This window comes from Microbacterium resistens, from assembly GCF_031456305.1.
In the GTDB taxonomy this organism is placed as follows: Bacteria; Actinomycetota; Actinomycetes; order Actinomycetales; family Microbacteriaceae; genus Microbacterium; species Microbacterium resistens_A.
On sequence record NZ_JAVDUM010000011.1, the window covers coordinates 82,915 to 107,565 of the forward strand.

Genomic DNA, 24,651 nt, shown 5'->3' on the forward strand with positions numbered 1-24,651 from the left:
CCCGGCGGGATCAGCGGCCGGGGAGGAAGCGCTTGAGGAGACCGGTCGCGGCGGAGAGCTCCGGCGCGCGGAGGAGCGCGAGGGCGCCGACGTACACGGCGAGCACCACCGGGCCGATGATGAGGCAGCCGGCGGCGCCGGAGATCTGCGAGGCGTTGGTCCAGCCATCGGGGCCGCCGAGGAGGAGGTAGACGCCCCATCCGGCGGCCGCTGCCGGGATGCCCGCGACGACGAAGCGGAGCAGCGAGAGCATCCACGCCCCCGCGCCGATCCCTCCGAGCCGTCGGCGCAGGAGCACGGTGGCGACGATCGTCTGCAGCACGGTGGCGAGCGACTGGCCGAGCGCGAGGGCCGCGGCAAGGTACTCGATGGGCAGCACCCCCGCTGCGTACAGGGCCTGTGCGGCATAGGCCGTGCCGATGACCAGTGCCGCCTGGAGGATCGTGAAGAGGAATGGCGTCCGGGTGTCGCCATAGGCGTAGAAGGTCCGCTGGACGATGAAGAGCACGGCGAGGGGCAGCAGCGAGATGAGGAAGGCGACGAGGACCAGCGCCGAGTCGACCGCTCCCTGGGCGGCGTTCTCCGCGTCGCCCGTGAAGATCCGGGAGGCCGGGATCGCCGCGGCGAGCACCGCGGCGAGGGCGCCGGTGAGGAAGACGCCGAGGGTGCGGATGCTGCGCGAGATGTCGGAACGCACGTCGTCATCGCGCCCGGCAGCGGCGTGCTCGCTGAGCTGGGTGAAGTAGGGCGTCCCGATCGAGAGCACGATCACCGAGTAGGGGAGCATGAAGACGAGCCAGGCGTTCATCATGACGGTCAGGGACGCGCCCTCGCCGGAGGCCTCGGACGCGATGTTGTGCTGCAGATAGCCGGCGACGAGGCTCGCGACGGCCATCAGCAGGGTCCAGCCGGCCAGCTTCCCGGCAGCTCCCAGGCCGACCCCGCGCCACCGGAAGTCGGGACGGAGCGCGAGGCGCGTCCGCGGCCAGAACAGCAGCAGCACCACGGCCTGCAGGACGATCCCCAGGGTGGCGAGCCCGCCGAGCCAGGCGATGCGTTCGGGGGTCCAGCTCTCCACGCGGGTCTGCGCGCCGCCGAAGACCGCAGCGAGGATGAGGAAGCCGGCGATGGAGAGGAGGTTGTTGATGACGGGCGCCCAGGTGAACGGGCCGAAGATGCGGCGGGCGTTGAGGGTCTCGCCGATCATCGCGTACAGGCCGTAGAAGAGGATCTGCGGCAGGCACCAGTACGCGAACGCCGTGGCCAGCGCCTGCATCTCGGGCGTCGCCCTTCCGGCGGCGAACGTCACCAGCACGGGGGCGAGGAGGACGGCGATCGCGGTGGCGATGACCAGCACCACGGTGCCGAGGGTGAAGAGCTTGGAGATGAAGGCGCTGCCCCCGTCTCGCTGCGCGGTGGCCTGCACGATCTGCGGGACGATGACCGCGGTGAGGATCCCCGTCGAGATCAGGGAGAAGACGTCGTTCGGGAGCTGGTTCGCCGCGGAGAAGGCGTCGGCGGCCTCGGACCCGTACGAGCCGATGAGCGTCACCAGCACGATCGTGCGGAGGAGACCCGTGATCCGGGAGACGAGCGTACCGGCGGCGAGGAGCGCGCTGGCGCGTCCGAGACTAGTCATCCGTGCTCTTCTCCTCGTTCATGCCGTCCGCGGCATGTGTCGCGGCGATGCTCCGGCGTCGAAGGATCGTGCGGACGATCCCCCCTCCGATCAGCAGTGCCGCGATGGCGCCGAGCACGATCAGGCCGATGCTCTCCCATTCGGCGTGGACGGTCAGTCGCGCGACCTGGGGTGACCCGATGGGGACGCCGGTCGGACTGGTCAGCGACAGCGACAGGTTGACCTCGGCGGTCGCGACACGGGCCTCGACCGGGACCTTCAGCCGGGTCGTGCTCCCGGCCTGCCCCTTCGCCTCAACCGAGACGGGGACATCCAGCCGGGCGTCGCTCGGCTGGATCCCGAGGCGGACGTTCACGGGGTAGGGCAGGTCGTTGCGCAGCCAGATCGGCACGTCGACGGCGGCGCTGATGAGGATCGGGTTCGATGGCTGGATCCCCACCGAGCCGAGAGTCGCGCGGGTGACCGCGCGCTGGTCGGCGAAGGCGATCGAGAAGCTGGATGCGTCACGGTGGAGGCCGACGGCGAACAGCCGCAGGATCGAGATGCGCTGGCGGACGGTCAACTGCGCCGGCTCGTCGAGGATCGACGAGAAGGCGGCGACCTGCCGCTCGTCCTCGAGGGCGTCGGTCACGGCGCTGGCGCGGTCGGAGGCGAACGCGGAGGAGATCGACAGCGGGGCGGGCGTCGAGGAGAGCAGCCCCGCGAGCGATGAAGCGGCGATGCCGCCCGATGCGGCGGCCAGGGTCGAGCTCAGCGCATCGCCCTGTCTCGTCTCGTCGCGGGCGAGGCCGGCGAGCACGGGGCCGGCGGGGTCCGCGAACCAGAGCATGGCCTCGGCCTCGGCGAGGGGCGCGCCCCGGCGGAGGGGGTCCCGCTCCGCCGCCGCGCGGCTCAGGGCGTCGGACACCGCGGCGTCCACGGCGAGCACCGCAGAGCCGTCGACGTCGCCGCGGGCGGGGACGGGCGCGTGATCGGCGCCGGTCGTGAAGGAGGTGGAGGGGAGGATCGTGGTCGTGGCGGTCTCCGCCGCATCGCCGGGACTCCGGAACCCGGCGAGCGCCGCGACGTCCTGAGCGGAGACCTCGCCCCGCGGCCAGAGCAGGCTGTGCTGCGCGCTGCCCATCGCCGTGAGGTCCTCGACGCTGGGGACGGCGGGCGCCGTGGTCGAGGACGGTGACGGGGTCGCGCTCGACGTGGGGGTCGGCGTCGCCGTCGCCTGACCGCGCAGGAAGGGGGCCAGGGTGTCGACACCGAGCGGCGCGGTGAGACCCGCGGCCGCCTGGGCCGCGGTGTCGGCATCGGCGAACTGCAGCGCGAACCGCTCGTTGGAGAGGGCCTCGAGACGGTTCAGCCAGGTCGTCGCGGTCGGCGGGGCAGAGGTGCCGAGTGCGCGGATGGCGGCGGGGATGGCCGGATCCACCGCGAGGATCGCGGACGTGCCGGAGGCCGCATCGAGCTGAGCGGTCAGCGCGCCGTCCGGCGCGGTCAGGGCGATCAGCTCTTCCGGGCTGAGGATGTCGGCGGCCGGCGTCGCGGTGATCGGCACGATCACGCTCACCGCAGCCCGCTGGCCGCGGGAGACGACGATCACGCTCTCCGCGGTGACCGGGTCCGGCGACCGCCCCGAGACGGTCGGGGTGAACGTCGCACGGATCGGATAGACGCCGGGGGCGAGGGCTCCGACATCGAGGGCGGGCACGCTGATGCTGGCCGTGCCGGAGGAGCCGTCCCCGATCGCGGGGGTCTCCGCGCCGCCGACCGCGGTGAGGGCGGGGGAGGAGCTCCCGTCGAGCCAGGCCGTCACGGCGACCCGGTCCGCGAGGGCCGAGCGGCCGATGTCGAGGCGGACGTATCCGGTCGTGAACTCCTCCTCGGTCCCGTTCTGCACGGACACCGAGGCGGTCAGCGGCGTGCCGGGGACATATGTCCCGTGGGCGTCGGGCGCGAGCGACAGGGCCACGCCGCTCTCCTCGGGCGTCGGAGTCGGGGTGGGGCTCGTCGCGGCGATCGCGGGAGACGCCGACAGCCCCGGTGCCAATGATCCGGTCAGCACCGCGAGCGCGGTGAGGGCGACGACCGCCGTGGCGCGGAGACGGGATCGACGCGCGGGCCGCGGGCCGGCATGCGCCCGGCGCGCGCGGTCTTCTGGGGAGTGCGAAGCGGTCATGGAAGGTCCGTCGGGCGCCGGGGAACGGGCGCGGATGAGTCGTTGCCCTGCGATTCTAGGCGGCTGCGCCGGGCGAACCCTGGAGGCGGGCGGGTGCGGCCCGCGTAGAGTGACGCCGTGCTCCGACACCTCGATCCCCGCCCCGACGCCCTGCTGTGCTCCGCGCTCGCCGCGGATCTCGATGCCGCGGACTTCCGCTCGGAACCGCTGAGGGCCGCCTGGGGGGAGGACGCCGACGACGCCCTGGCACGGGGGATCCGCTCCCCGCTGCTGCGTGCGGTCGCCGATCGCACCGACCCGCTCGTGACGCTCGGGCGGCTGTTCGTCGTCGGGCTGCCGCAGCCGGCCGATGCGGTCGAGGCGGCGCTCCCGCGCACGGGGATCGACGGGCTGGAGGCGCTGGGACTCGCCGAGCGGGAGGGCGCTGATGTGATCCCCGCCGCCCTCATCCGCCCGCAGTCCTTCGTCGACGCCGACGGCGTGGGGGAGTGGTGGATCGCGAGCGATCTCGACGAGGCGGCCCTCGGCGGCCCGCTCCCCGCGGACCATGTGCTGGGGGTCGGCGGCGCGTCCCGGACGCTGGCGTCGCTCGTGATGCCGGTGCCGGTCGAGCGGGCACTCGACCTCGGCACCGGATGCGGGATCCAGGCGCTGCTGGTCGCGCGTCACGCCGGGCACGTGGTGGCCACCGACGTCTCCGCGCGCGCCCTCGCCTACGCGCAGCTGAACGCCCACTTGGCGGGCGTGGGCAACATCGAGTTCCGGCTCGGCAGCATATTCGATCCCGTCGCCGGGGAGGGCTTCGGGCTGATCGTGTCGAATCCGCCGTTCGTGATCACGCCGCGTCGCGACGGCGTGCCCGCCTACGAGTACCGGGACGGCGGCCTGGTCGGCGACGCGCTGGTGGAACGCTTCGTCCGGGAGGTCGGCGCGCACCTCGCCCCCGGCGGCGCGGCCCAGCTGCTGGGCAACTGGGAGTCCAGGGACGGGCTCGCGGGCCTTGACCGACTGGACTCCTGGATCGACGACGATCTCGACGTCTGGGTCGTGGAGCGGGAGACGCTCTCCCCCCTCGGCTATGCGGAGCTCTGGATCCGCGACGGCGGGACGACCCCGCGGGACCAGGGGTTCGAGACATTGCTGGACGCCTGGTCCGACGACTTCGCCGCGCGCGGGGTGACCGAGGTCGGGTTCGGATACGTCTTGATCCGACGCCCGGAGACCCGGGACGCCTCGCCGGATGGCGACAGGGCTCCGCGGCTGCGGCGTCTCGAGCGCGTCGCCCAGCCCGCATCGAGTCCAGGGCGCGCCTTCCGCGACGGGCTCGCGGCGCACGACGCGCTCGCCGCGGGGATCCCGGAGCGCCTCGTGGTCGCCCCCGACGTCACCGAGGCCCGCCACCACATCCCCGGCGAGGACGCCCCGAGCGTGATCGAGCTGCGCCAGGGCGGAGGCTTCGGGCGGACGGTCTCGGCGGATCCCGCGCTCGCCGGGTTCGTCGGCGCCTGCGACGGGGAGCTCACCGTCGGCCAGATCGCGGCGGCGCTCGCGGACCTGTTCGAGGTGCCGCTGCCCGATCTCTGGGCCGATCTCGAACCGCGGATCCGTGAGCTCGTGGTCGACGGGTTCCTCGCCCCGGCCGCGACATGATGTCCCGCCGCCCGCGCCTTCGGGCCCGCTGCGGGGAATGCCCCGTCGGATTCATGCGTTCGCATAGATCATGAAGGCTTTCGGATTCCTCTCCTTCGGGCACTACGCCGATGTGCCCGGCTCGGCGACCCGCACCGCGGGGGACATGCTGACCCAGACCATCGAGATCGCTGAGGGCGCGGACGAGATCGGCGTGAACGGCGCGTACGTGCGCGTCCACCACTTCGCGAGGCAGGCGGCGTCCCCCATGCCGCTGCTGGCGGCGATGGCCGCACGCACGTCGCGCATCGAGGTCGGGACCGGCGTGATCGACATGCGCTATGAGAACCCGCTGCAGTTCGCCGAGGAGGCGGCGGCGCTGGACCTCATCGCCGACGGACGCATCGCCCTGGGCGTCAGCCGGGGGTCACCCGAGACGGCGCTGCGGGGCTACGAGGCCTTCGGGTACGTCGGATCCGAGGATCCGCGGGGCGCCGACCTCGCCAGGGACAAGTTCGACCTCTTCCTCCAGGCGATCGACGGCGCAGGCGTCGTCCAGGGCGACCCGAGGATGGTCGGCGAGGGCAGGTACCTGGCCATCGAGCCCCGGTTGGCGACGCTGCGCGATCACATCTGGTGGGGGTCCGGCTCCCGGGCGACCGCCGAGGAGACGGGGCGGCGCGGTCTGAACATGATGAGCTCGACCCTCGTCACCGAGGCGACGGGCGCCCCGTTCCACGAGCTGCAGCGGGAGCAGATCGACCTCTACCGGGCCGCCTACCGCGAGGCCGGTCACACCGGGACCCCGCGCGTTTCCGTGAGCCGCAGCGTGTTCCCGCTGATCGACGACCGCGACCGGGCCTACTTCGGCCTGAGGTCCGAGGAGAGCGATGACCAGGTCGGGATCATCGACGGCTTCCGCTCCACCTTCGGCAAGACCTATGCGGCCGAGCCGGACGTGCTCATCCGTCAGCTGCAGCAGGACGAGGCCGTGATGGCGGCGGACACCCTCATGCTCACCATCCCGAACCAGCTGGGGCCCGAGTACAACCTGCACGTCCTGGAGGCCTTCGCCGAGCACGTCGCGCCCGCGCTCGGCTGGAAGCCGAACACCGAGGGCCCGGTCGGCGGATACCCGATCTGAGGCCCGGCGCTAGTTGCCCCGGCGTGCTCCGTGCCGGGGCAACTCTGTCGGCCACATTTGTCGGCCACATCCACCGTTGTCGGCCCGGATCGGCTGAATGGGCCGACAACGGTGGAATGGTCCTGCGATCTGAACCCGCGGGGTACAGCGGGTCGACTCGGCGGCGATGCAGTGGTGACGCGATGGCAGGCCTCGCGTCCTCTGGGTAGGGTCGAGCGGATGGAGAGCGACCGCGACGCCACGGAGGACGAGGGAGTGACCTACGTCCCTCTTTCTGCGTTGCCGGACGCCGATACCTATACCGACGTCGGGACCTTCACCGTGGATGGTGAGACCTTCGTCGTTCGCAGGCGCGACGACGACGGCTCCAACCACTACGACTGGGTGTCGGGGCCCAACGACGGCTATGGCTTCAGTGTGTTCGGAGGCTTCGAACCGTTCCCTCATGAACGGCATGTGGCCGCTATTCGTGACTTCCTCGCGGCGATCGATCCGGCAACCGGATACCTCTAGGACGTTGCCTGCTTGACCCTGCCTGCTCACTTTGTCGGCCACATCCACCGTTGTCGGCCCGGATCGGCTGAATGGGCCGACAACGGTGGAATGGTCCTGCAATCTGAACCGGCTGAACCGGCGGGACCCGCGGACTACCTGACGGGAGGACGCATCTCCCCGCCGCGCGCTCGGCGACGGGCCACGAGGAGGACGGTTCCGGTGATCAGCAGCAGTGCACCGCCGGCGAGGTACGGCAGGCTGTCCGCACCGGTGGCAGGAAGGCCGCCCGAGCCTCCGGACCCGGTGCCCGATCCGCCCGTGCCCGATCCGCCCGTCCCGCCGGGGATCCCCGGCTTGGGGGTCTCAGGCTTCGGAGTGGGGGTCTCCGGCTTCGGCGTCTCGGGCTTGGGGGTCTCCGGCGCCGCCTTCACGGTGACGGCGGCCGAGAGCTGCGAGCCGTCGGCGCGGGTCGCCACGAGCTCATGCGCTCCGGCCGGGGTAGTGGCCGGGATGGTCAGCGTCGTCCGGAAGGATCCGGCGTCGTCGGCGGTCGCCGTTCCCAGAGTGACCGGCGTGGAGTGCAGCTCGAAGGAGAGTTTCTCGCCCGCGTCGAAGCCCGCCCCGGTCACGGCGAGCTCGCCGCCGGCTCCGACCTCGCCCGCGCCCAGCGTCAGCGAGGCCGGAGCCGGCGGCTCCAGGCCGGCCTCGGTGACCCACTTCCGGCCGTCATCGGTCTTGGTGACGGTGAACTCGTCGTAGGTCGCGCCGACGGGGAGGTCGGTGCTGGCCGTCGGCGTCTTCTCGGCCAGGTAGGAGCGGTAGACGAGCTTGTCATGCGAGACGTCGATCACCTGATATGTGGTCACGCCCTCGCCGCGCAGCACCTGGGTGGCGCCGTTGCGGGTCCAGACGTTGTCCTCGGCCGGGGCGAGGTCGTAGTGCTTGGCCCCGGCGTTGGAGACGACGTAGACCGGACCGGAGGTGATGCCGGGCGTCGCCGTCGCGTCGCTGTCCAGGTAGCCGCGCGCGTAGGTGTGGTCGTGACCCATGAGCACCAGGTCGATGTCGTTCTCCTGGAACACCGGCAGCCACTCGGCGCGCAGGATCGGCTCGTCCCGGCCCTCGGATGCCGAGAACACCGGCTGGTGGAAGGTCACGACGTTCCACTTCGACGGGCTGTTCTTCAGCACATGGTCGAGCCAGGCGGCCTGGAACCGGGTCCACAGCCGCTCGCCGTCGAACGCCGGGCACTCGGGCGCGGAGCACGCCGGCATGTTCGGCGGGGTGAGGAAGGTCTCGTCGCGCGTCGCGTTGAGCGTGATGAAGCGCACGTCCTGGTAGTCGGTGAAGTAGACCGTCTCCTTGGCGAACTCGGCCCAGTGGTCGAACAGGGACCGGTACTGGCGCGCGACATCGGAGTCGCCCTGCGCGAGAGCCGCGAGCTCGCCGATCGTGCTGTCGTCCGGGGCGTTGTGCGGGTACTCGAAGTTCGCCTTCCACGCCTGCAGCAGCTTGTCGCCGGAGTACTCGTGGTTGCCGGGGGCCGCCATGACGTTGGTGCGGGTCGCGGAGTCCTGCATCCCCTTGAACCAGTTCAGCCACTCGACCTCGTTGCTGGACTTGTTGATGAGGTCGCCGGCGTGCACCGATCCGATCGATCGGGGCGCCTTCTCCTCCGCCTGCTTCACGACCGACGGCCAGGTGGTGTCGAGCCCGATCTGGGCGTCGCCGTAGTAGACGAACTGGAAGTCGGTCTGCTGCGGGTCCGCGGTGCGGAACTCGTGCCAGTCGCTCCAGCTGCCCGGGAGGCCGACGCGGTAGCGGTAGGCGGTGGCCGGGGAGAGGCCGTCGACGGTCGCCGAGAAGTGGTGGTTCGGGTTCCCGTTCACGACGCCGGCGTCGTAGCCGTCGACGAGTCGGGTCTCGCCGCCGTCCGCGGTGCCGATCTCGACCGCGCCCGATGTGTGCGAGGCGTCGCCGGCGAGCCAGGAGAACGACTGCGAGGTGGTCGGCGTCTCGGTGGGGGTGAGGATCACGCGCGTCGGTGGGGCGACGATCGGGCCCTCGCCGTCGGTGGCCGCGACGAGGGTGAGCGCGGACATGTCGAAGTAGATGTCGGAGCTGGACGCGCGGTCCTGGTGCAGGGCGACGGCGATCGTGTTCTCCCCGTCGTGGAGCAGCCCGCCCTCCGCCGTGAAGGTGCTCGTGACCGGGTCGCCGTTGCCCTCGCCCGCGTACTCGCGGTTGGTGGTCTCGGTGATCCGGCCGTCCGCGAAGCTCGCGACCTTCGTGCCGTTGATCCACACGACCAGCGCGTCGTCGTAGGTGACGGTGCTGGCGAGGGTCGCGACCTTCTCCGCGACGCCCTGGTCCAGGGTGAAGGAGGTGCGGAGGAAGTAGGTGGGGATGGCGGTCTTGGTGCCGTCGATGTAGTGCGTGAGGAGGGTGCGGGGCTGATGGGGACCCACGGCGCCGAGGGCGCCCTTCTTCGCACCGAAGGAGCCGGGGGCGCTCTTCCACGCGGTGTCGTCGTAGCCGGGGGTGGTCCAGACGCGGATGTCGGCGTCACCGCGGGCGGGGTCGGTGTCGTCGTCGAGATAGCGCCAGGTGCTGTCGCTGGTGATCAGCGGCGTCGTGGGGACGGCGGGGGAGCCGTCGGCGAGCGCGGCGGACGGCGAGGCGTAGGCGCCGCCGAGCAGCGCCAGCACGGTCGCGGAGACGATTCCGCGCCGTCGCCACCGCACCGCAGGGGTGGGGGATGTCATGTGTCGGTCCTTTGCATAGCGATGAGGATCTCCGCGCGCCCGGGGCGGCGACGCGAACGGCTCCAGCCCATCAACGCCAGATGGCCTGTCGTTGTCCCGCGGGAGGCCGGCGGATGAACGCGGTCGCCGGGCGGCCGGCGAGCCGTCACGGAGGCCCTGACAGCCCGGAAACGGGCCGGCTACGAGCTAGCCCGTAGGTGGGCGATGTCGGAAACGCGGAGATTCCGCGGTTCTTCCGGACCGGCGGCGGCGGACACGGGGCGGGCGCGTATCGTTCGCGAAACGAGGGGAGGGCGTCGTGACCGGGAACATACACGCATGGGGGCGTCGTACGTTCCTTGCGGCGACCGGACTCGCGATCGGCACCTTCATCACTGCCTGTGGGGGTCGCGGTGAAGTGTCCGTCGATCCGGCGGCGACGTCGACGCCCGCCCCTCGTCCTCTGGTCACGGCGCCCCGGCCGACGCCGACCCTCACGATTCCGCCCGCGCCCCAGCTCGTGCGGGTGCCCGCGCCCGTCGACGCGTTCACCGCCCTCCCCGGGGAGGGCAACCTGCTGGCCTGGACCGTGGACGACGGCTCCGACTCCGCGGTGGTCCGCGCCTATGCGCAGTTCGCGGCGGAGACCCACACGCGCCTCACGCTGTTCGCGACCGGCTCCTACTCGGCGTGGGCCGACAACGTCGACGTGCTGAAGCCGCTCGTGTCATCGGGGCAGGTGCAGCTGGCCAACCACACCTGGAGCCACCCGGATCTGCAGACCCTCTCCGACCACGCGATCATCGACGAGCTCCAGCGCACCCACGATCGGATCGGCGAGCTCTACGGCGTGGACGCCCGCCCGTTCTACCGCCCTCCGTACGGGTTCCACGACCATCGGGTCCGCGAGGTGGCCGCCTCGATCGGATACACCTCGCCGGTCCTCTGGTATGGATCACTGGCGGACTCCGGACTCATCCCCGCCGAGGAGATCCTGCGCCTCGGCCACGAGTGGTTCCTGCCGCAGCACATCGTGATCGGTCACCTCAACCACACGCCCGTCACCACCGTCTTCCCGCAGCTCGCGCAGATCATCGCCGAGCGCGGGCTGCGCACCGTCACCCTGAACGACGTCTTCACGAGCCCTCAGCACCCCTGAGCGCCCGTGAGCGCCTCTGAACGGAGGCTCGGCCCCCAGGACGACCGCGCGGCGGCTCAGTCGACGGCGGGGGGAGGCGGGTCCTCGCCGACCTCCGGTCGCGTGCGTCCGGAGATCAGCGAGAGCAGCGACGCGCGGCTGGTCACCCGGTGCTTGCGCAGGATGTGGCCGACGTGGACCTCGACGGTCCGATGCGAGAGCCCCAGCTTGTCGGCGATCTCCCGGTTGGTGAGGCCCCCCGACAGGAGCGTCATCACCTGACGCTGGCGGGCCGACAGCGGCTCGGAGGAGAGCGGATCGGACGCGTCCTGAGAGGCGGATCGATGCAGCCCGGCCGCCGCGGACGCACGGGACCCGATGTCGGCTCCGTGACCGAGGGACGCCCCGTCGCCGTTGTAGCGCATGGAGCCATGGGGACGGATCGACTCGTAGGCGCCGGCGATCGTCTCGTCGAGTCCCGGTCCCTCGGGGGCGAGGATGCGCACGAAGCTGGAGATCACTCCCGCGGCGGGGTGCGCGAGGGGGAGGCGTCGGACGGCCCCGCACAGGAGGCGGGCCGCGCCCCTCCTGTCGCCGGCCTGCGACTGGAACCCGACCTGCATCATCACGACGTGGGCCTCCGCATGTGCCGTGAGGCCCCCGCGGTCCCCGACCCCGGTGCTGGCCGACAGGAAGAGCCTCGCCTGCAGGGAGTCCGCGAGGAGCGGCTCCTGGTAGATGGCATCGGAGATGGCCCCGAGCTGCGCCATCGCCTCTCGGTCGGCCGGTCCGCGCGCGGCGGTCGTCATCGCTCGGAAGATCGGCGTCGCCTCGCCGTGCGAGAAGATCGTGCCGGCTGGTCCCTGCTCGAGCGCCCTCCTGACCTCGAGCGCCGCATCGACGCTCGCGCCGAGGGGGGAGTCGGCGGGCAACTGGACGCGTCCGAGCCACTCCTCGGCGTCCTCCATCTCGCCGTTCCAGAACGCCGCGAGTCCCGCGGTCGCCCAGGCCTGGACGGCGAGGTGCCCGCCGCTCGTCTCCGCGGCGAAGCGGGCGATCGTCCGGGCGGATGCGGCGTCGCCCTGCGCGAGCCGGGCCGACGCGAAGGCGACCAGAGCGGCGCCGAGCTCGGCGTCCGTGCCGGAGGCGTTCGCCCGGTGCCAGGCCGCCGATCCCCGTGCACCGCGTCGCTGTGAGGCGCGGGCGAGGGCGGCGTGGGCCTCACGACGCTCGGTCTCGTCCGTGTCGAGCAGGATCCGGGAGCGCACCCTCTCGTCCCGGATGCGCACCTGTCCGTCCTCGACGCGGAGGAGCTCGCGCAGGCCGCCGAACAGGAGCACGTCGATGTCGACCGCGGCGGCGTCGAGCAGGTCCGAGGTGCGCTGCGTGATCGACAGCCCGGTGAGCAGCAGCAGCCGGCGCTCGGCGGTGCTCAGGGCGTCGCAGGTCTCGCCGTGTCTCGTTCCGGCTCCCGCCAGGGGATCGGGGAGCGCGGCGCCGCCCCGCAGCTGCGCCGGTGTGAGCGCGAGGGACGCGGCGCGGAGGATCTCGGTGTCACCGTCGGCGAAGAGCATCACGCGCTGTGCGACGCGGGGGTCGATGGGGGAGTCCGTGATCGCCTGCATCTCACGGATCGTCACGCTGAGATCCCAGGGCATCGCTCTCTCCTCGGGGGGACGGTCGTCCCTCGATTATCCCGACTCCGCGCCCCGGGTGACGGCATTCGCCCTTTTCGTGACGGATCAGCCGCCGAGGGCGTCCCCTCCGGAGAGGAGGGCGAGCAGGGCGCTGCGGGACGTCACGCCGTACTTGCGCAGCACATGGCCGACGTGCACCTCGATGGTCCGGTGGGAGACGCCCAGCGCGTCCGCGATGATCCGGTTGGACACCCCGCGGAGCATCTGATCCAGCACCTCGCTCTGGCGTGCCGACAGCGGTTCCCGCGGCGTGGTCCCCGCGGCGGCGGAGTCCGTCGCCGGCGCGATCATGGTCGCCGCGGCCGCCGCCCGTGCCGTCGCGGCAGGGGGGAGAGTCAGGGAGGAGAGGCCATTGCCGTGGCGCAGGGGGGTGGCCGGCCCGATCTCCTCGAACGCGGAGGCGATGACGCCGTCGAGACCCGAACGGCCGGCGCAGAGGCGGACGTAGCTCGCGACGAGACCGCCTCCGGGATGGATCAAAGGGAGTCGCGGGACGGCGCTCGCGAGCAGTCGCGCCGCGCCGTCGAGCTCGCCGGCCAGCACGAGCGCCGTCGCCTGCGACACCACGACGTGGGCCTCGGCGTGCGGGGAGAGGCGGGGCGACTCCTCGGAGGATCGTCCCGAGAGCGTGAGCAGCATGCGGGCGTGCAGGATGTCGGCGGCCCCGAGGTCGCGGTAGGCGGCCGTGTAGACGGCGCCGAGATGGCGCATCGCCTCGCGATCCGCCGGTCCCCGCGCGGCCGATCGGAGCGTGCGGAACACGAACCCCGCCTCCTCGGCGTCGTAGGGGCCGCCGCTGGCGGATCCGACCGTCAGCAGCTCGTGGACGCGGAGCAGGTCGCGGACGATCTCGGCCGACGGGGCGACGCTGCCCTTCGCCCCGCGTTGCAGCCAGGTCTGGGCGTCGTCGAACGTGCCGGACCACACGGCGGCGACGCCGGCCGTCGCCCAGGCGCGCGATGCCGCGTCTCCGCTGCCCTCGGCCGCGGTCCTCGCGACGAGCTGCGCCGTCCACGGGTCCGCGGCGACCATCCGCTGCTCGGCGTGGGCGAGGAGCAGCGGTGCGGACTCCGCGCGCCGCGCCGGATCCGCGCCGACCGTGTGCCAGGCAGCCGCCGGGTTCTCGCCGCGACGGCGGATGGAGCGCGCCAGGGCCTCGTGCACCGCGCGGCGTTCCGGCTCGGAGGACTCCAGCAGGATCTGCGCCCTGATCCGGTCATCGGCGAAACGGACGCGCTGACGGTCGATCGTCAGGAGCTGCCGGATCCGGCCGAACAGGAGCAGATCGATGTCCACGGCCGCCGCGTCCAGCAGATCGGAGATCGCCGCCGTCCGGGTCAGCGCGGCGAAGAGCAGCACGCGCCGCTCCGCGACGCGGAGCCCGTCCAGCTCCTCGGTCCGCACGCTCGACGGGAAGGGGAGCGGATCGGGCAGCGCCGAGCCCCCGCGCAGCTGCGCCGGGGTCAGCGCCGTCGTGACCTCGCGGACGATCCCGGGGTCGCCGTCGGCGAACGCGCCGACCTGCGCCGCCACGTGCGGGGCGACGGGGGAGGACGCCGCCTCGCGCATCTGCACGAGCGTCGTCGTCAGTTTCCACGGCATGAGTCCTCCTCTGGCTCGGGATTCGCGTCCTCCGGGAGGAGAGCGGCTGGTCGGCACCGCGCCAACGGTGGCGGCGGTTCCCGGCCGAGCCGCCGGCGGGAGCGAGTCTTCTCCGCGGGCCGCGTGCGAGCGTCCGGCGCCACCGTCCGTGCCCGGACGGTGGCGCGCAGACAGCCTAGAGCCGCGCGTCGTGAACGTGACCCGATTGCCGAGGCGATGCCACGGTGTCGGGGGACAAGGGGGGAGTGGCTAGGTGGAAACCCGTAGTACGTGACGTCTCCCTCGATGCGGAGAGGTCGGATTCGAAGCACCGGCCGAGGGTGGGAATCCCCCGGGCCGGTCGCTAGCCTGAGGGCATGAGCGACTCCACGGACTTTTCCACCGAAGCCCGCGTCCGCCGTGTCAACGAGGAGTACGGGCGCAAGCGCACGCGCTTCTTCGTCGGCTTCGCCCTGGTCGAGGGCGCGGCTCTCGCCGCGGCGACCCTGGTCGTCTACGTCCTCGGGATCGTCGACCCGGATCAGGGGATGTGGCTCATCATCGTCCTCGCCCTCCTGGGGGCGATCTCCCTGTCGGTCTGGCTGGTGACCTCCACCCGCAGCCAGCAGCAGGCGATCCGCGACGTCGGCGGCACGGCGCCTCCTCCCCGTCCCTGACGCGCTCGCCGCCTTCCCGTCGCGAAATCTGCCGCGCGCCGCCCGGAGATGCGGCAGATTTCGCGACGGGAACGGGCTGAGAGGCGGGTCGGGCGTTCGATGACCCCCGGTACCCTGGAATCCATGCTCAACATGGCCGAGGGACTCGCGCGTCTGAGCGCACTGGCGGAGCACCCGGTCGTGCGCACGCTCGCGACCGCGTTCGCCGATGCGGGGTTCGACCTCGCCGTCGTCGGCGGCCCGGTGCGCGACGCGCTCCTGGATCGGAGCACCCACGACCTCGACTTCACGACCGATGCCCGTCCGGACGACATCCTTCGGATCATCACCCCCGTCTCGACGGCGCAGTGGGACATCGGGCGCGAGTTCGGCACGATCGGCGCCCGCGTCCAGGGGGAGCAGGTGGAGGTCACCACCTACCGCGCCGACAGCTACGACGGGCAGACCCGCAAGCCGACCGTGGAGTTCGGCGACACGATCGAGGGCGATCTGAGCCGTCGCGATTTCACGGTCAACGCCATGGCGCTGCAGGTGCCCCAGGTGCGGCTCGTGGACCCGACCGGAGGCGTCGAGGACCTTCTTGCCGCATCGCTGCGCACCCCGAGCGACCCGGCGGTCAGCTTCGGCGACGATCCGCTGCGCATGCTCCGCGCCGCGCGTTTCAGCGCGCAGCTGGGGTTCGGGATCGAGCAGGCGACCCTCGACGCGATCGCCCGCCTGCGCGAGACCCTCCGGATCGTCAGCCCCGAGCGGGTCCAGGCCGAGCTCGTCCGGCTCCTGCAGACCGACGACCCGGTCCGCGGCATCCGGGTCCTCGTGGACACCGGCCTGATCGAGGAGTTCCTGCCCGAGGTCTCGGCGCTGCGGCTCGAGGTGGACGAGCACCATCACCACAAGGACGTCTACGAGCACTCGCTCACGGCGCTCGAGCAGGCGATCGCGCTGGAGCGGTCCCGTCATCCCGGCGCCGACCCGGACGCCACGCTGCGGCTCGCGGTCCTGCTGCACGACATCGGGAAGCCGCGCACGCGCAAGCTCGAGCCCGGCGGCGCGGTGACCTTCCATCATCACGACGTCGTGGGCTCCCGCCTCGCGCGCAAGAGGATGCAGGCGCTGCGCTTCGACAAGGACGCGACCGAGGCCGTGGCGACCCTCGTCGAGCTGCACCTGCGGTTCTTCGGCTATGCGGAGGGCGCATGGACGGACGCGGCCGTGCGCCGGTACGTGCGGGACGCAGGGGATCAGCTCGAGCGGCTGCACATCCTCACGCGTGCGGACGTGACCACGCGCAACCGTCGCAAGGCCGCGCGTCTCGCGGCGGCGTACGACGACATCGAGCAGCGGATCGCCGAGCTCAGGGAGCGCGAGGAGCTGGACGCCATCCGCCCCGAGCTCGACGGCAACGAGATCCAGCGGATCCTCGGCATCCGACCGGGCCGCGAGGTGGGCGAGGCCTATCGCTTCCTGCTGGATCTGCGTCTGGACGAGGGCGTGATCGGCCCGGAGGCGTCGGAGCAGCGCCTCCGCGACTGGTGGGCCGCCCGCGCCTGACCAGGAGCTCTGCTCGCCCGGGTCGACACGACGCGGAAAGCCCGGCCGCGGCGGGAGATATCCCGGTCAGTTCAGAGGGTCCAGTCCTATGCTGACTCCGCGGGCCCTCACGGTCCGCCCAGGAGGGGGAAGAGGTGAGGACGACGGAGACGACGACCATCCACCGTGACGACGCGTCCGGCACACTCCGCGACGAGGTCGAGCGCATGGTGAGCAACGCCATCGTCACCGGGGAGCTGGTGGCGGGCACGCTGATCACGGTCCCGTCGCTCGCCGCCCAGTTCGCGGTCTCGGCGACCCCCGTCCGCGAGGCGATGGTCAACCTCCAGAAGCGCGGCTTCCTCTCGCCCGTGCGCAACAAGGGTTTTCGGGTGACGGAGGTCAGCGACCGGGACCTCCGCGAGGTGGCGATGCTCCGGGCATGGATCGAGGCGCCCGCGATGGCGGAGATCGCCGCCGTCTTCCCCCGCGAGCGCGTGTCGGAGTTCCGGGCGCTGGCGGATCAGATCGTGCGCGCGGTGGACGAGGGGGATCTCGGCGGACACGTCGAGGCGGATGTGGCGTTCCATGAGCGCGTGCTCGCCGTGCTCGACAACAGCACCCTGCTGGAGGTGGTCGCAGGTCTCCGCCAGCGCTCGCGGCAGGTGGGACTGGCCGCTCAGCTCGACAGCCCGGAGATGCGTCGCTCGGCGAGCGAGCACCATCTCATCCTGGACCGCCTCATCGACGGGGACGGACCCGGCGTCGCGGAGCTCGTCCGCGCCCACATCCTGAGCGGCGTCCCCGACGTCGAGGGGGAGCAGCCGCGCCCCGCCGGTCATCCCGCCGCGGGGATCTCCTCCAGCACGTCCGCATAGGCGTCCGCGAGCGCGGTCCGCACGGCGGTGATGGCCGGCGCCGGCGCCGCAGCGGTCCGCGTGGCGCTGAACACCTCGCGCCTCGGTGCCGAGGGCAGCGAGCGCACGACGACGTCGGCGGACAGGGAGGCCAGGAAGAGCGCGGGGAGCACCCCCACCGCCTCTCCCCGCTCGATGAGGCGGAGATGCGTGACGAGGTCCGGCGTCTCGAAGCGGACGTCCGGCTCGAAGCCCGCGCCGCGGCACATCTGCGTGACCCATGAGCGGGAGGCGGTGTCGCGGGGCTCCATGACCCAGGGGGCGGTCTCGGCGTCGCTGAGACCGCCCGCCGTGTGGCGCCCCGCCCGAGCACTAACGAGCAGCAGGTCGTCCTCGCCGAGCGTGACGTGGTCGATGCCCTTGCGCCGCGGTCGCCGCATCCCCGGGTACTGCTCGGCGACGACCAGGTCGAAGTCGCGCGCCGTCGTCTCGAACAGGCCGAGCTCCGGCTCCCGTTCGACGATCTCCACACGGAGGCCCGGGTGCGCGCCGGCGAGAAGGGCGACGGCCCGGGGCAGGACCGTGTGCGCGACGGACTGGAACACCGCGAGCCGCACCGTGCCGGCGATGGTCGCCGTCTGCGCGGCGAGCTCCGCCTCCGCGCGTTCGAGACGGTCGAGGATCTCCCCGGCCCTGGTGGCGAGCAGCTCACCCTGCGCGGTGAGGTGCACCCTGCGCCCGCTGCGCCGGAGGAGCGCCGCCCCGGTCTCCCGTTCGAGGAGGGCCATCTGCTGGGAGATGAACGAGGGCGAGTACGACAGCGCCCTGGCGACCTCGGCCAGGGTGCCGCGCAGCTGGAACTCGTGCAGGAGGCGAAGCCGTCGGACATCGAGCATCGTCGCTCCCGATTGTGAATCTGTGCTTCATTGGATTGGTCACATTCTGGCACTTCTCCTCACCAACGGCGGAGGCCACACTGATCCTGACGGCCGAACCCCCGTCGACGACGGCGCCGGAGGCGCTCCGAGTCGAGGCCGTACCCGAGAGGACCGATGATGCCCCTTGCCGCCCCCATCCCGTCTGTCGATGTCGAGATCGCGATCGGACAGATACTGCGGACCGCCGATGAGGCGTTGGAGCCGGGGGAGGCCGAGCGTCTCCGTCGTGCCGCGGTCGATGACCTCCGGGTCCGGTCCGAGGCACCGGGCGAGCCCGTCGGACGGCGTCTCGGCGTGAAGGCCGCCGACGGGTCCGACATGCTCGAGGTGCTCCGCGTGGTCGCCGCGGCCGTTCGCGCGGGACTCACGGTGGAGCTGAGTCTCGGTCATCCGCTCGCCGACCGCCTGCACAGGGGTCTCCTCCGCGCCGGAGCCTCGGTGCGGGTCGAGACCGCGGACCGGTGGGCGGCGCGTGCGGCGGGAGCCTATGAACGGATCAGGGTGGTCGGCCCCGAGCGCTCCCGCCGCGCCGCCCTGCGGCGCGCCACGGACGGGGCGCCGCTCGTCTCGTCGGTGATCGACGTGGAGGCCGTCGACCTGGAGGGCACGGGCGAGATCGAGCGATTCCTGGTGCCGTGCCTCGCGGTGCGCCACGGCTGACCGATCGCCGCGCTACCGGCGCACGACACGGTCGAGCGCCGCACGGAGCTCGTCGCCCCCTGCGCCTCCCGGCCACATCCGGACGATCCCGCCCGCCGTGTCGATCACGGCCGTCATCGGCGGCTCGGAGACCGCATAGTCCCGCCAGAGCGCACCGGATCCGTCGACCAGAACCGGACCGGTCGTCCGGTTCTCGTCGAGGAAGGCCCTGACCTCGTCGACCGGCTCGTCGAGCGCGATGTGGACGAGGAGCACGGCGTCGCCGTACTCCTCGACCGTGTCGCGGAGCATCGGCTCCGCGGCCTTGCACGAGGAGCACCAGGTCGCGGTGAACTGCACGATCAGCACACGCTCTGCCCAGAGGTCGGCGAGATCGACACGGGTGCCGTCGATCAGCGTCCCCGACGCGGCCGGGGCGCTGACTGCTCCGTCGAGAGGGGAGAAGATCTCGCCCGCCGCCTCGGGCGCCGCCGAGGGGAGGGTCTCCGCGCCGCCCCGTGGGGACGATGCGCAGCCCGCGAGCAGCAGGAGGGCGCCGAGGAGAGCGGCGAGGACGGGAAGGGCGGAAAGGGCGGGGCGTCGGTTCATCGGTCGTCTCCCGTGGTCGCGCTCGGGTCTCCGAGCAGGGGATAGGCGACGACGGCGAGGTCGTCGCGGGTGCGCCTGATCTCGGTGCGGCCGATCTCCGTCCCGTCGACGCGGAACGTGTACGGTCGGCCGTCCTCGAGCGCGGCGGCGGGAAAGGGGAAGGCGCAGACGGTGGGGATGCGGGATGCGGATCCGTAGTCCTTGTCGTCGGAGCGATCGGCGCGGCCGGAGGGCAGTGTGGCCTCGAGCACGGTCCGGCCGTCGTCGTCGACCGCCGTGAGGACGGCGCCCGCGTGCAGGAAGAGGGCGCTGCCGGATCCGGCGCAGTCGGCGTCCGGTGCGCGGAGGGCGCCGTCGCGGACGACCAGCAGGCCGTCCTGCGCCGTCGCTTGGGGGGCGCAGGCGGTCAGGGCGATCCCGGTCACCGCCGCGCCGGCGAGGACGGATCCGGCGAGGACGGCGAGGCGACGGCGGGCATCGATGAGGGTGCGGAGGGGCATCTGGACTCCGGATCGGGCGGACAGGTCGAGAGGGTGGGTCGAGCGGGCGGCACCCCCTCCCCCTTCCGGGAGGGGGAGGGGAAGGGGGAGAGGGTGCCGCCGCAGGGCGGTCAGGGGACGATCACTCCTGCGCTGCCCGGCGCCGTCGGACGGCGACGAGGAGGCCGGAGCCGAGGGCGACCGCGATCGCCGCACCGCCCGCGAGGAGGAGCGGCAGGGCGCCGTCCTGACCGGTGGTGGCGAGGCCGCCGCCGGGGTGCTGACCGCCGGCGCCGTTCTCTCCCGTGCCGCCCGGCGTGCCGGGAGTGCCGGGAGTGCCAGGGTTGCCGGGGTTCTCGGTCGGCGTCGCCGTCGGCTCCGGGGTCGCCGTCGGCTCGACCGTCGGCTCCGGCGTCGGGGTCGGGGTCGGCTCGACCGCCTTGGCGAGGTCGTACGTCTCGGTGACCGTCGCCGTCGGGTCGTTCTCGCTGGTGATCGTCACCGTGACGGTGGCGTCGGCGGGAACGGCCGGGACGTCCGCCTTGGTGAGCGCCTCGGCGGCACCCGTGAAGGCGTAGACCGGAACCGTGCGCTCCTCGCCGGTCGGGATCGTCACGATCTCGCTCGGCGTCTGGACGCTCCATGCGCCGCCTCCGCCCACGACCGAGGTCGTGATGCGGTAGATGTCGCTGTTCGCGCGCTGGTCGGTCACGGCGCCGCCGGTGTTGCGGACCGGAACGTTCAGGGCGACGAGGCCGTCGGCCACGGTTCCGGACTGGGTGGTCTCGCCGAGTGCGACCGCACGCGCCTGCGGTCCTGCGCTGTCGAGCGAGCGCACCGCGATGCCGTAGCTCAGGATCCCACGGTCGTCGCGGGCCCGGTCGGCCACGTAGAAGTGCAGGCGGTTGGCCTCGTCGACGTACTCGAACTCGGAGCCGGAGTCGATGCCGGCGTGGAACAGCGCGTCGTTCAGCTGGCGCTGGTCACCGCGGGTGATCGGCACCGGAGTGCCATCGGCACGCACGTAGTCGAGAGTGTCGATGTCCTGCGGGTTGGCGTCGACCGTCCAGATGAACGGGTTCCTGTCCTGGTTCTTCGTCTTCGCGATCATCACACCGCTGTCGGGCTGGAACGAGTCCGTGCCCATCCGGTCGATGACCTCGAGCGTGTAGTTGTCGTAGCCGCCGCCGTCGCAGTCCCACTGCGCCTTGCGGGTGCACGAGCCGGTGGAGAGGTCGCCGCCGTCGAGGACGAGGTTCACGCCGAGGGAGACGCCGTCCTCCTGGTGCGCACGGCTCTGCAGGTCGACCGCGATGGAGCCCGCCGCGGCGAGCTCGCTGCGGTTGAGGCTCACGACGCTGGAGGCGTCGATCATGTCGAGCTTGAGCCGGTTGCGCAGTGCGAGGCCGGAGGGCTGGGACGCGCCGGCGAGGGCGGGCACGTTCCAGCGGGTGTGCGGTCCGCCGGGGCCGTTGAAGGCGCCGCGGGCGAGCACGTCGTAGGGCCCGGAGGTGTCGCGCAGCGGCCCTCCGTCGTCAGCGTCCGTGCCGTACGGGTTCCCGTAGTTGTCGCCGATCTCGAGGATGTGGGCGAACTCGTGCGCGAAGACCCCCATGCCGCTCGACTCCGCCTGGGTGGAGTTGCCGGCGCGGAGCACGTTGCCCTCGCCGTCCTTGACGGGGAAGTTGGCGTTCGGCCAGTGGTTGCTCGCGGACGCCCAGCTGGTCCACGGGACGTACCGGGTCTTCGCCCAGTTCGCCATCGGGTCCCCGTTCTGATCGAAGGCGTTGCCTTCGGCGTCGCGCGGGGGTCCGAAGTCGTCGGTCACGTCCTCGGGGTTGGCGAAGACCATGGGGCCGAACTCCTCCCAGGTCCCCGACTCGTCGTGTCCCGCCGTGACCCAGAAGACCTGGTCGAACTCGGCCAGCGGATCGGTGAGACCCATCTCGGCGGCCCAGAGGCCCAGGGCGTCGGTGCGGATGTTCTTGTTGCAGGTCAGGCCCTGCGGGCAGAGCGTGGCGTTGGAGCCGCCGGTCTTGTTGAAGGAGTCGTTGAGGCCGTACTCCTCGATGTTCCCGGGCATGCGATAGGGCCCGAAGGCCTCCATCTGCACGCTCAGACGGCCGCCCGTCTGCTCCATGTAGTACTCGTTGATGGTGCGCCCGTGGTTGAGGTCGTTCGGGGTGTTCAGGAGGTTCAGGTAGAAGTCGGGCACCTCCTCCCGATCGACGGGCTCGGCGAGCCCCGTCGGGTTGCCGAAGACGTGGGTGCCCTCCTCCTGCGTCACCACGAAGTCCTGGTTGGCGAAGTCCACCAGGACGATCGCACCATGGAACTGGCGGGTCGACCCGTCGGTGTCGTTCGACCAGTCGGTGCCGGGGATCGGGACGTAGTCGTCCCAGGTCATCGCATCCGCGTTGACCCAGTTCTGCGGATCGATCGGGTCGAGCACGCTCGGGTCGACGGCGGCGTCGCCGGCGACCGCGGCGATCGAGCCGCTCATTATCAGGCCCGTGATGGCCCCCGCGGCAGTCAGCGCTGCCGCGACCCGTCGCCGGGTGGACCATCCGGAGCCGTGCCCTGGTGTGGAAGCCAAGGTGTCTCCTTCGTTCGATATCGGGGGAATCCGCGCGTCACTGCGCGGCGAGGAGACCGGTCGCGCGGACCAGGCCTATCTCGTCAGTAGCATTGCACTAAACGGGAAAAGAAGCGATCTCTCCGGGAAGTCTTCGGGCCGAGATTTTCGGATACCAGAAAAAAACTGCTGATCAAGTCTTAATTCAAGAATCCCTCGTGAGTGAGATTCCACCGATCATCTGAATTTGTAATATGTTAGTAACGCGAGGTCTAGGCGGAGGGAAGGTCCGCCGGGCGGCGGCGTCCGTAGCGCGAGCCGCCAGGATCGGGCAGGATGAAGACCTCTGCCCGACGCCTTGACCGCGAGGCTGCGGTCCTGACGAAGAAGTCATCACACAGATACAAGAGGTGTACATGTCACTGCACAGCACGCGGGGCCGGCTCGGCCTCGCCATCGGGGCGCTCGGCGCCTCGGCCATCCTTCTCGCCGGCTGCGCCACCAGCAGCACGGGCGGCGGAGGCGCGGCCGAGGGCTCCGGCTCCGGCGGCGGCGAGCTCGTCGTCGGCACGACCGACAAGATCACGTCGCTGGACCCTGCGGGCTCCTACGACAACGGCTCCTTCGCCGTGATGAACCAGATCTACCCCTTCCTCCTCAACAGCACCTACGGCACCGCCGAGGTCACGCCCGACATCGCCGAGAAGGCGGAGTTCACCTCGCCGACCGAGTACACGGTGACGCTGAAGAAGGGCCTGAAGTTCGCCAACGGCAACGACCTCACCTCCAGCGATGTGAAGTTCTCGTTCGACCGCGTGGTGAAGATCAACGACGCCGAGGGCCCCGTAGCCCTCCTCGGCAACCTCGCCAGCGTCGCGGCGCCGGACGACACCACCGTCGTCTTCACGCTCAAGAACGGCAACGACCAGATCTGGCCGCTGATCCTCTCCAGCCCCGCCGCCCCGATCGTCGACGAGGACGTCTTCTCGGCCGACGCGGTCACCCCCGATGACACGATCGTCAAGGAGAAGGCGTTCGCCGGGCAGTACGAGATCACCAGCTACAAGACGAACGAGCTGATCGCGTACAAGCCCTACGCCGACTACAAGGGCAACCTGGGCAAGGCCGAGAACTCCGGCATCACCGCCAAGTACTACGCCGATGCCTCGAACCTCAAGCTCGCGATCGGCAACGGCGACATCGACGTGGCCTTCCGGAGCCTCTCCGCCACCGACATCGACGACCTGTCCAAGAACGACAAGGTCAAGGTCGTCGACGGCCCCGGCGGCGAGACCCGCTACATCGTGTTCAACTTCAACACCATGCCGTTCGGTGCGACCACGCCCGAGGCTGACCCCGCCAAGGCGCAGGCCGTCCGTCAGGCCGCGGCCTCGCTCGTCGACCGCGCAGCGCTCGCCAAGGACGTCTACAAGGACACCTACACCCCGCTGTACTCGTTCGTGCCCGAGGGCATGCCCGGTGCGACGGAGCCGCTGAAGTCGCTCTACGGCGACGGCAAGGGCGCAGCCTCCGTCGACAAGGCGAAGGAGACGCTCACGGCGGCAGGGGTGCAGACCCCGGTGCAGCTGAACCTGCAGTACAACGGCGACCACTACGGCCCCTCGTCGGGTGACGAGTACGCCGCCGTCAAGGCGCAGCTGGAGCAGGGCGGCCTGTTCACGGTCAACCTGCAGCAGACCGAGTGGGTGCAGTACTCCAAGGACCGCACAGCCGACGTGTACCCGGCCTACCAGCTGGGCTGGTTCCCGGACTACTCGGACGCCGACAACTACCTGTCGCCGTTCTTCCTCAAGGAGAACTTCCTCGGAAACCACTACGACAACCCGAAGGTCAACGACATGATCGTCGCGTCGCAGACCGAGACCGACAAGACCAAGCGCCTCGAGATGCTGGGCGAGATCCAGGACCTCGTCGCGACCGATCTCTCCACTCTGCCGCTGCTCCAGGGCAAGCAGGTCGCGGTGGTCGGCTCGGGCGTGAAGGGCGCCACGCTGGATGCCTCGTTCAAGTTCCGTTACGCGCCGCTGACCAAGTAGCGCACATCCGATCGGGGCGCCGTCCGCGTGACGGCGCCCCGATCGGCCCCAAGCAA

The 24,651-nt window shown here is 71.5% G+C and carries 18 protein-coding genes; 9 read left to right on the forward strand and 9 right to left on the reverse strand.

Annotated features, from left to right (window positions below; genetic code table 11):
• Positions 1-10 precede the first annotated feature (10 nt).
• Together murJ and J2Y69_RS12810 are read right to left on the reverse strand one after the other, a co-directional pair.
• Positions 11-1,639, reverse strand: a complete 1,629-nt coding sequence (murJ, locus tag J2Y69_RS12805; protein ID WP_310021323.1) for a murein biosynthesis integral membrane protein MurJ — start codon at positions 1,637-1,639, stop codon at positions 11-13.
• The gene (locus J2Y69_RS12810; RefSeq protein ID WP_310021325.1) at positions 1,632-3,806 is read right to left on the reverse strand and encodes a DUF6049 family protein; all 2,175 of its coding nucleotides are present in this window, start codon (positions 3,804-3,806) and stop codon (positions 1,632-1,634) included. The genes murJ and J2Y69_RS12810 overlap by 8 nt, the downstream gene beginning before the upstream one ends.
• 117 nt (positions 3,807-3,923) lie before the next feature.
• Between J2Y69_RS12810 and J2Y69_RS12815 the strand changes: the two genes are divergently transcribed.
• The 3 genes from J2Y69_RS12815 to J2Y69_RS12825 all read left to right on the forward strand — a co-directional run bounded on the left by J2Y69_RS12815 (position 3,924) and on the right by J2Y69_RS12825 (position 7,092).
• On the forward strand, positions 3,924-5,456 hold the full coding sequence (locus J2Y69_RS12815; RefSeq protein WP_310021327.1) for a DUF7059 domain-containing protein: 1,533 nt from the start codon (positions 3,924-3,926) through the stop codon (positions 5,454-5,456).
• A gap of 70 nt (positions 5,457-5,526) precedes the next feature.
• Positions 5,527-6,579: an LLM class flavin-dependent oxidoreductase gene (locus J2Y69_RS12820; RefSeq protein ID WP_310021328.1), complete on the forward strand. Its 1,053-nt coding sequence runs from the start codon at positions 5,527-5,529 to the stop codon at positions 6,577-6,579.
• Between the two features lie 219 nt (positions 6,580-6,798).
• Complete coding sequence (locus J2Y69_RS12825; protein WP_310021330.1) at positions 6,799-7,092, forward strand: hypothetical protein; 294 nt, start codon at positions 6,799-6,801, stop codon at positions 7,090-7,092.
• A 134-nt stretch (positions 7,093-7,226) separates the two neighbouring features.
• Here J2Y69_RS12825 and J2Y69_RS12830 read toward each other — a convergent pair whose 3' ends face one another.
• Positions 7,227-9,839: a fibronectin type III domain-containing protein gene (locus J2Y69_RS12830; RefSeq protein ID WP_310021332.1), complete on the reverse strand. Its 2,613-nt coding sequence runs from the start codon at positions 9,837-9,839 to the stop codon at positions 7,227-7,229.
• 298 nt (positions 9,840-10,137) lie between these two features.
• Here J2Y69_RS12830 and J2Y69_RS12835 point away from each other — a divergent pair, with 298 nt between their 5' ends.
• Positions 10,138-10,977: a polysaccharide deacetylase family protein gene (locus J2Y69_RS12835; RefSeq protein WP_310021334.1), complete on the forward strand. Its 840-nt coding sequence runs from the start codon at positions 10,138-10,140 to the stop codon at positions 10,975-10,977.
• Between the two features lie 56 nt (positions 10,978-11,033).
• Here J2Y69_RS12835 and J2Y69_RS12840 read toward each other — a convergent pair whose 3' ends face one another.
• Both J2Y69_RS12840 and J2Y69_RS12845 read right to left on the reverse strand, forming a co-directional pair.
• Positions 11,034-12,614: a helix-turn-helix transcriptional regulator gene (locus J2Y69_RS12840; protein ID WP_310021336.1), complete on the reverse strand. Its 1,581-nt coding sequence runs from the start codon at positions 12,612-12,614 to the stop codon at positions 11,034-11,036.
• Between the two features lie 84 nt (positions 12,615-12,698).
• The gene (locus tag J2Y69_RS12845) at positions 12,699-14,255 is read right to left on the reverse strand and encodes a helix-turn-helix transcriptional regulator (RefSeq protein WP_310021338.1); all 1,557 of its coding nucleotides are present in this window, start codon (positions 14,253-14,255) and stop codon (positions 12,699-12,701) included.
• A gap of 356 nt (positions 14,256-14,611) precedes the next feature.
• Here J2Y69_RS12845 and J2Y69_RS12850 point away from each other — a divergent pair, with 356 nt between their 5' ends.
• The 3 genes from J2Y69_RS12850 (at position 14,612) to J2Y69_RS12860 (ending at position 17,319) form a co-directional block, all read left to right on the forward strand.
• On the forward strand, positions 14,612-14,911 hold the full coding sequence (locus J2Y69_RS12850; protein ID WP_310021340.1) for a hypothetical protein: 300 nt from the start codon (positions 14,612-14,614) through the stop codon (positions 14,909-14,911).
• A 123-nt stretch (positions 14,912-15,034) separates the two neighbouring features.
• Entirely contained in the window at positions 15,035-16,462 is a 1,428-nt protein-coding gene (locus tag J2Y69_RS12855; RefSeq protein WP_310021342.1) for a CCA tRNA nucleotidyltransferase, read from the forward strand.
• A gap of 134 nt (positions 16,463-16,596) precedes the next feature.
• Entirely contained in the window at positions 16,597-17,319 is a 723-nt protein-coding gene (locus J2Y69_RS12860) for a GntR family transcriptional regulator (protein WP_310021344.1), read from the forward strand.
• On the opposite strand, the gene J2Y69_RS12865 is transcribed toward J2Y69_RS12860, so the two are convergent.
• On the reverse strand, positions 17,280-18,194 hold the full coding sequence (locus tag J2Y69_RS12865) for a LysR family transcriptional regulator (protein WP_310021346.1): 915 nt from the start codon (positions 18,192-18,194) through the stop codon (positions 17,280-17,282). The two genes, J2Y69_RS12860 and J2Y69_RS12865, sit on opposite strands and share 40 nt — an antisense overlap.
• A gap of 156 nt (positions 18,195-18,350) precedes the next feature.
• On the opposite strand from J2Y69_RS12865, the gene J2Y69_RS12870 reads away from it, so the two are divergent.
• Positions 18,351-18,896 carry a hypothetical protein gene (locus J2Y69_RS12870; protein WP_310021347.1) on the forward strand — a complete coding sequence of 182 codons (546 nt, stop codon included), beginning with the start codon at positions 18,351-18,353 and terminating at the stop codon, positions 18,894-18,896.
• A gap of 12 nt (positions 18,897-18,908) precedes the next feature.
• On the opposite strand, the gene J2Y69_RS12875 is transcribed toward J2Y69_RS12870, so the two are convergent.
• From J2Y69_RS12875 to J2Y69_RS12885, 3 genes are all read right to left on the reverse strand, one after another.
• Positions 18,909-19,484: a TlpA family protein disulfide reductase gene (locus J2Y69_RS12875; protein WP_310021349.1), complete on the reverse strand. Its 576-nt coding sequence runs from the start codon at positions 19,482-19,484 to the stop codon at positions 18,909-18,911.
• A complete protein-coding gene (locus tag J2Y69_RS12880) occupies positions 19,481-19,984 on the reverse strand; it encodes a hypothetical protein (RefSeq protein WP_310021351.1) in 504 nt (167 codons plus the stop codon). Before J2Y69_RS12880 ends, J2Y69_RS12875 begins: the two co-directional genes overlap by 4 nt.
• Positions 19,985-20,105: 121 nt before the next feature.
• Positions 20,106-22,559 carry a peptidase M6 gene (locus tag J2Y69_RS12885; protein WP_310021353.1) on the reverse strand — a complete coding sequence of 818 codons (2,454 nt, stop codon included), beginning with the start codon at positions 22,557-22,559 and terminating at the stop codon, positions 20,106-20,108.
• A 395-nt stretch (positions 22,560-22,954) separates the two neighbouring features.
• On the opposite strand from J2Y69_RS12885, the gene J2Y69_RS12890 reads away from it, so the two are divergent.
• Positions 22,955-24,595 (forward strand): ABC transporter substrate-binding protein, encoded by a 1,641-nt coding sequence (locus J2Y69_RS12890; RefSeq protein ID WP_310021355.1) that lies wholly within the window; start codon positions 22,955-22,957, stop codon positions 24,593-24,595.
• Positions 24,596-24,651: the final 56 nt, after the last annotated feature.